Below are 7570 nucleotides of genomic sequence, written 5' to 3' on the forward strand. Positions count from 1 at the left end.
GCGCGGCGGCCAGCGCCTCGGCGTCGTGGAAGGGCGGCAGGCCGATGCGGGCCTCCCGGCCGGGGAGCTGGACGGCGCGGACCTCGACGTCCGGGCCGAGCGCGTCCGGCCAGTCCGCGTAGGCCGCCGCGCCGCCGCCCGCGTGCGGGAAGCACACCAGCCGGACGGCCGCGTCCGGGCGCGGGCGGCGGACGACGAGGCCGACCGTGGAGCCGACGCCGCGCGCCCGCTCCGTCCACACCCCGTTCCGTTCCCCGCTCCGGTCTTCGGCGAGATCCTCGCGCCGGTCGCCGTCGGGTGCGTGCGGGGCCGTCCGCCGTCCGTCCGGCATCACCGGCCGCCGGGGGTGTCGACCCGGAGGTGGTCCGGGTACGGCGGGACGTCCGACAGGTCGCACTCCAGGAGCCGGGTCTCGCCGTCCCGCGCGGTCTCGCTGAACCCGTGGAAGCGGTAGGTCACGTACATCATGCGGTTGCGTCCGTTCGGGACGAACTCGGCGAGCAGCCGGGCCCCGGCGTCGCGGGCCAGGCGGCGCAGGAACGTGATGACGACGCCGCCGACGCCGCGCGACATCACCCGGCACGACATCAGCAGCAGCCGGATCGTCCAGTCCGCGCCGTCCTGCTCCAGCAGGGTGAGGCCGATCGTGCCGTAGGGGCCGAACCGGTCCTCCAGCCGCATGACGTAGAGGCGGTGGTCCGGCGAGCCGCGGAAGGCGTCCAGCTCGGCCATGGAGTAGGTGCGGCCGGTGGTGTTCAGCTGGTGGGTGCGGACGGTCAGCTCCTCGGCGCGGCGCAGGTCGTCCGGGCCCGCCTCGGCGATGACCAGCCGCATGTCCAGGGTCGCGAGGAACTCCTCGGCCGGGCCGTCGAACCGCTCCTGGACGGCCTGCCGCTGCGACTCGGCCCGGTACATCAGCCGGCGGCGGCGGGCGTCGGCGGTGACCACCTCGGGGGTGAACTCGGGGCGGCCCGCGAGGTCCGCCGCCTCCGCCGCGTCGATGCAGCGCACCTGCGGCAGCCGGAAGCCGACCTCCTCCCGCTCGAACGCGTCATCGTCCACGAACGCGATCGCGTCCAGGCCGATGTTCAGGGCCTTGGCGACGGCCTCGACGGACGTGGACTTGGCGCCCCACCCGATCTGCGGGTGCAGGAAGTAGTCGGCGACGCCGAGCCGCCGCAGGGCGTCCAGCGCGGCGTCCGGGTCGTTGCGGCTGGCGACCGAGTGCAGGATGCCGCGCTCGTCCAGCGCGCGCAGCACCTCGGTGACGCCCGGCCGCAGCCGCGCGCCGCCGCCCTCCAGCAGCACCCCCTCCCACAGGGTGTCGTCCAGGTCCCAGACGACGCACTTCAGCGTGCGGACCGGGCTCGCCGGGTCGGCGGTCATCCGTTCGTCCTCTCGGTCTCGGGTGGGAAGAGCTGGTAGGCGGCGTCGGCGAGGACGATCTGCTGCAGCTGGGTGCTGCCCTCGATGATCTCCATGACCCGGGCGTCGCGCAGGTACCGCTGCACGGGAGCGTCCGGGCCGACGCCGCGCGCGCCGTGGATCTGGACGGCGTCCCCGGCGGCGCGGGAGGCGGCCGTGGACGCGAAGTACTTGGCCATCCAGGTGGCGTGCACCGAGGCCGGGTCGCCCGCCTCGCGGAGCCGTCCGGCGCGCAGGCACAGCAGCCGCGCGGCGGTCGCGCCGGTGGCCATGTCGGCGAGCATCCGCTGGACGAGCTGGTGCCCGCGCAGCCGCCCGCCGAACTGGTGCCGCCGGTCGGCGTGCGCGAGGCAGGCGCGCAGGCACGCCTCGGCGAGTCCGGCGCAGCCCCAGGCGACGCTGTACCGGCCGAGTTCGAGGGCGGTCGCGACGACGGCGGACAGGCCGAAGCCGGGCCGTCCGACGAGGTGGTCCGCGGGGACGCGGCAGCCGTTCAGGTGGACGCGGGCCAGCATGGACGCGCGGGTGCCGAGCGCGCCGGTCATGGGTTCGACGTCCAGGCCGGGCCGGTCGCGCTCGACCAGGAACGCCGCGTGGCCTCCTGCGTCCAGGCGGGCGAGGACGAGGAACACGTCGGCGTACTGCCCGAAGGTGATCCAGTGCTTGCACCCGGTCAGGACGTAGCCGCCGCCGCGGTCGTCGGCGCGCGCGGACGTGGCGACGGACCCGAGGTCGCTGCCCGCGTCGGGCTCGGTGACCGCGAACGCGCCGAGCGCGGTGCCGTCCGCCAGCCGGGGCAGCCAGTGCCTCCGCTGGTCGGCGCTCCCCCAGCGGACGAGGGCGTGCGCGACCATGCTGTGCACGGTGAGCAGGCTGCGGACCGACGAGCAGGCGCGGCCGGTCTCGCCGTGCAGCAGCCCGAGGGCGACGGCGTCCAGGCCGGTGCCGCCGTACCGGGCGGGGACCGCCGCGCCGAGGTGCCCGGCCTTCGCGACCTGGTCGACGACCTCGCGCGGCAGGTGCTCGTCGCGGTCCCAGCGGTCGGCGTGCGGCACCAGGTGCTCGTCGGCGAACGCCGCGAACTCCGCCCGGACCGTCCGCTGCGCCTCGGTGAGTCCGTCGTCGGCGCCCACGGGCGCGTGCGAGGCGTACGTGCGCGGGTCGGCGGCGCCGTCGGGCGTCGGCGGGGTGGACGTGCGCGGGTCCGCGGTCATCCGCCGACCGCCTCCGGGCGTCCGGCGACGAGCGCGGCGATCGCGTCCACGCTGCTGAAGTTCGCCAGCACCAGGTCCTCGTCGCGCACCTCGCGGCCGAGCTCGTTCTCGACGAACAGCACGAGCTGCATGATGAACAGGGAGTTGACGTGCCCGGCGGCGAAGATGTCCTCGTCGTCGGCGACCTCCCAGCCCCGGATGTACCGGGCCAGGAACTCGCGGACTCGGGGTCGGACGTCGTCCATCGTTCCTCACTTCGCGTGGTCGTAGACGTGGAAGCCGCGGCCGCTCTTGCGGCCGAGCAGCCCGGCGGCCACCATCCGGCGCAGCAGCGGGCAGGGCCGGTACTTGCTGTCGGCGAACGCCGTGTGCAGCCCCTCGACGGACGCCAGGATCGTGTCGAGGCCGATGAGGTCGGCGGTCTCCAGCGGTCCCATCCGGTGCCCGAAGCACTCCCGGAACAGCCGGTCCACCTGCGCGGCGTCCGCCACGCCCTCCTGGACGAGGAACGCCGCCTCGTTGACGGTCAGCATCAGCACCCGGTTGGTGACGAACCCGGGCGAGTCGGCCACCACGACGGCCTCCTTGCCGAGCGCGTCCAGCAGGGCCCGGCCCCGTTCGACGGTCGCCTCCGAGGTGTGGTGGCCGCGGATGACCTCGACCATCGGGCGCATCGGGACGGGGTTCATGAAGTGCATGCCGAGCACCGCGTCCGGACGGCCCGTCATCGCGCCGATCGCGGTGATCGGGATGACCGAGGTGTTCGCGGCGAACACGGTCCCCGGCGGGCACACCTCGTCCATCCGCTCGTACACGGGACGCTTCAGATCGACGTCCTCGGTGATGTTCTCCACCACGAAGTCGGCGCGGGCGAGGGCGCCGAGGTCGATCGTGTACTCGATACGCCTCTGGACCTCCGCGCGGTCGGGCGCGGGGCCGTCCTCGCCGCGGCTGCGGGCGAGCAGGCGGTGCAGGCGCAGCCCCTCGTCGATCCGCCGCCGGGCGCGGTCCAGGACGTCGTCGCCGGTGTCCACCAGGACGACGCCGATCCCGGCCTGGGCGACGGCCTGTGCCAGCCCGGTCCCCATCACGCCGGCGCCCACCACGCCGACCGTCGTGAACCCCATCATCCCTCCCGGGTCTCGTGCTCGGCGGCGGGCGCCGCCTCGCGGTGCAGCAGGTCGGCGAGCCGGGCCACCGTGCGGGCCTCGAACAGCGCGCCGAGCGGAACGGCCAGGCCGAGGTCGCGGCCGATCCGGTTGACCATCTCCAGGCCGAGCAGCGAGTGGCCGCCGAGCTCGAAGAACACGTCGTCCACGCCGATCCGGTCGATGCCGAGGAGGTCCTGCCAGAGCGCGGCGAGCTTCTCCTGGAGCGGGTCGGCGGGCGGACGGTAGGGGGTGCGCAGCGGCGGCCGGGGATGCGGCGCGGGCCGCCCGGCGGCGTCCGCCGCGTCGTCCTCGCCCGCCCCACGGGGCGTGCCGTCCGGGGTGAGGGCGGAGGCGGCGATGTCGGCGGCGATCGCGTCGAGGTCCCGCGTGGCGACCGCCACCTGCGGGCCGATCCGCGCGGCGAGGAGGCGGCGCAGCGCGTCCGCTCCCTCGGCCGGCCTGAGTCCGGTGGCGAGGTGCGCGGCGAGCGGGCCGGGGGTGGCGATGGTCCGTTTCTCGCCGGAGGCGGTGGGCCTTTGCTCCTCGCGGGCGGATGGGCGGTACTCGAGGAACGCGCCGTCCGCGCCGGCCCCGCCGCGGGCGGAGTCGAGGGTCTTGCGCAGGTCCGCCACGCGCTTGAGGACGAAGTCGCCGATCTCCACCAGGACCCGGCCGTCCTCGTCGTGGAGGGTGATGTCGGCCGTGCGGGTCTCGTTCTCCGGACGGTCGTCGGCCGCGTACCGGTGGTGGCTGAACACGCGGCGGGTGAGGGGGCGGTGGAGCCGGAGCCGTCCGTAGGAGATCGGGATGCGGAAGGTCTCGGCGAGCCGCGTCCCGACGAACCCGGCGGCGAGGTCGAGCAGCGACGGGTGCAGGTGCAGCCGGTGGAGGTCGTCCAGGAAGGGGTCGGGGAGGACCAGCTCGGCCAGGGCCTCGCGGTCGCCCTCCCAGACGCGGCGCAGGCAGCGGGAGCGTCCGCCGAAGGACATCAGGTCGGTGTGACCGGGCAGGCCGAGGTCGCGCATCCGGCCGGTCAGCTCGGCGATCGGACGGTCCGGCGGCGGGGCGGTGTCGAGCGCGGCGATCTCGCCGACCGCGTGGACCTGCCAGCGGGACGCGGCGTCCCCCGGCAGCGGGCCGACGACGGTGACGCGCGCGGACGCCGTCCCGGTCCGGTCGAGGACCACGCGCAGCTCGCGCTCGCCGTCCGGCCCGAGGACGACCGGGGTCGCGAACCGGAAGTCGGTCAGCTCGACCCGCTCCGCGCCGGTGAGGTCGGCGAAGGCGGCGCGGGCCAGTTCGAGGTGGCCGGTGCCCGGGACGACGGGGTCGCCGAGCATCCGGTGCTCGTCCACCAGCCAGGACGACGTGCTCCCGACGGACGCGTCGTAGACGGTGCGGGCGTCGTCGTGCTCGGTGCGGGCGCGCAGCAGCGGATGGTCCACGTGTGTTGCGGGGCCGGGCTCCGGCTCGCCGCCGCCCGGCTCGCCGCCGGCGAGGTGGCGGTGGGCCATGCCGGCGTCCTGCCAGGCGTCCCAGTTGACGGACACGATCTCCGGCCCGCCGTCCCTGACGGCGGCGTGCTGGGCGAGGGCGTCGAGGAAGGCGTTGGCCGCCGCGTAGTCCGCCTGGCCGACCGCGCCGGTGAGGGCGAGGGTGGAGGAGCACAGGACCACGGACGCCGCGCCGATGTGCTCGGCCATGGCGGTGACGGCGAGGCCGCCGCGCACCTTCGGCGCGAGCACCCGGTCCGCGTCGGCCGGATCGCGGAGCTGGACGAGCCCGCCGCCCGCGACACCGGCCGCGTGCACGACCGCGTGCACCGGCCCGAGTTCGGCGACGGCCCGCTCCCCCGCCTCGCGCAGTCGCCCGGAGTCGGTGACGTCGGCGGCGAGGACGACCACGCGCGCGCCCAGCCGCTCCAGCTCGCGGACCGCGCGGGCGCGCGGGTCCCGCTCGTCGGACGGCGGGCCGGTGCGGGAGACCAGTGCCAGCCCCGCGCCCTCCGTCCGGGCCAGTTCGCGGGCGACGGCGAGGCCGACCCCGCCGAGGCCGCCGGTGATCAGGTAGTTCCGACCGCGTGGGACGTCGCCCGGCGGGTCCAGCCGGACGGGCTGGTGGCCGGTGGTGAACCGCCGCCGCCCGCGCAGGGCGACGACGGCCGGTCCGGCGCGGTCGGACAGTTCGCGCAGGAGCTCGTCGGCGGTCCTGCCGGGGGTGGCGGACGACAGCGACACGTCCACGTTGCGGCAGGTCAGGTGCGGGTGCTCCAGCGGCAGCACCCGGCAGACGCCGAGGACGGTCGCGGTCAGCGGCGTCCCGGTCTCGGTGCCCGCGACGACATGCAGCTCGTCGGTGACGACGGTGATGTCGATCGATCCGCCTCCCGGCTCGCTGAACGGCTCGCCGCCCGGTCGGCCGCCGGGGTCGCCATTCGGCTCGCCGCCGGGGTCGCCGACCGGCTCGGCGGCGAGGGCGCGGCCGAGCGCCAGCAGGCTGCCGAATCCGCGCGCGGTGGCGTCCGCCTCGTCCGCGTCGGGGGTGAGGCCAAGCATCCAGAGGTGGACGATCCGGTCGGGACGGCGGCCGTCGCGGCGGAGCGCGGCCAGCAGCTCGGCGAAGTCCGGCGCGTCCTCGCGGGTCACGGTGGTCACCGAGGCGGCGGAGTCCGCGAGGGCGTCGGCCAGCGCCGCGCCGACTCCGGTGTCGTCCGCGAGGAGCAGCCAGTGCTCTCCGGCGGACGGCGTGCGGGCCGGACGCGGGGGCAGCGTCCGCCAGGACGGGACCTGGAAGAAGTCCGCCACATCGGTCTTTCTGGCGGCCTCGGGAGCCGAAGCCGAGGTCCGCGTTGCGCCGGTCACGGCCGCCCAGTGCCTGCGGCGCTGGAACGGATAGGTCGGCAGCGACACCCGCCGGGGCCTCCGGCCCTCGGGGGCCGGGTCGTCGGGATCGGCGCCCAGCAGCCACACGCGGCCGACGGCGGACGCGAAGTGCCGCTCCTCGGTGGCGTCGTCGAAGGCGCCCGGCAGGCTCGGCACCGCCGGTTCCGCGCCGGGGCTCACCTGCGTGGCGAGGCTGCCGAGGGACTGCCCCGGACCGAGTTCGACCAGCACCCGGCCGCCGGACGGGTCGAGCGCGGCGAGCCCGTCCGCGAACCGGACCGGCCGGAGCAGGTGCGCGCCCCAGAACGCCGGATCGGTCGCCTGGTCGCCGGTGACCCACGTCCCGGTGACGTTCGAGACGTACGGGATCTCGGGCGGACGGCGCGGCACCTCGGCCACGAGCTCGACGAACGCGTCCAGGACCGGGGCCATCATCGGGGTGTGGAACGCCTGCGCGGTCGGCAGCCGCCGGTGCGCGACGCCCGCCTCGGCGAGCCGCGTCGCGACCTCGGCGACCTCGTCCGCCGGGCCGCCGAGGACGCACAGGGTCGGGCCGTTCACGGCGGCCACCCGGACGTCCGGGGTGAGGTACCGGGCGACGTCCGCCTCGGCCATCGGGACGGCCAGCATCGCGCCGGGCGGCAGCGCGTCGATCAGCCGCGCCCGCCGCGCGACCAGGCCCAGCGCGTCGGGCAGGGTGAAGACCCCGGCGAGGCACGCGGCGACGTACTCGCCGAGGCTGTACCCGATCAGCGCGTCCGGCCGGACGCCGTGTGCCTCCCAGAGCCGGGCGAGCGCGTAGCCGGTGACGAACGCGGCGGGCTGCGCGTACCGGGTGCGCTGGAGCTCGTCGGCGGGCCGCGCGGCGGCGGAGGGGTCGGGGGCGGCGGCTGCGGCC

General features: G+C 76.2%; 6 protein-coding genes. All 6 read right to left on the bottom strand.

Translation table 11 applies throughout. The annotated features are described in order from the left end of the window. Positions 1-331 (bottom strand): thioesterase domain-containing protein (locus DZF91_RS31340; RefSeq protein WP_235834696.1); only part of this gene is annotated, 331 nt, incomplete at its 3' end. After that, positions 331-1386, bottom strand: coding sequence for an HAD-IIIC family phosphatase (locus tag DZF91_RS31345; RefSeq protein WP_117360681.1), 1056 nt, complete (start codon positions 1384-1386; stop codon positions 331-333). The genes DZF91_RS31345 and DZF91_RS31340, both read right to left, overlap by 1 nt. Further along, complete coding sequence (locus DZF91_RS31350; protein WP_117360682.1) at positions 1383-2639, bottom strand: acyl-CoA dehydrogenase family protein; 1257 nt, start codon at positions 2637-2639, stop codon at positions 1383-1385. The genes DZF91_RS31345 and DZF91_RS31350 overlap by 4 nt, the downstream gene beginning before the upstream one ends. Next, positions 2636-2884 (bottom strand): acyl carrier protein, encoded by a 249-nt coding sequence (locus tag DZF91_RS31355; RefSeq protein WP_117360683.1) that lies wholly within the window; start codon positions 2882-2884, stop codon positions 2636-2638. The genes DZF91_RS31350 and DZF91_RS31355 overlap by 4 nt, the downstream gene beginning before the upstream one ends. A 6-nt stretch (positions 2885-2890) precedes the next feature. Continuing rightward, complete coding sequence (locus DZF91_RS31360) at positions 2891-3769, bottom strand: 3-hydroxyacyl-CoA dehydrogenase family protein (RefSeq protein ID WP_328589244.1); 879 nt, start codon at positions 3767-3769, stop codon at positions 2891-2893. Next, a partial coding sequence (locus DZF91_RS31365) for a polyketide synthase family protein (protein ID WP_117360685.1) occupies positions 3766-7570 on the bottom strand: 3805 nt, incomplete at its 5' end. The genes DZF91_RS31365 and DZF91_RS31360, both read right to left, overlap by 4 nt.

Source organism: Actinomadura logoneensis (assembly GCF_003428695.1).
In the GTDB taxonomy this organism is placed as follows: domain Bacteria; phylum Actinomycetota; class Actinomycetes; order Streptosporangiales; family Streptosporangiaceae; genus Spirillospora; species Spirillospora logoneensis.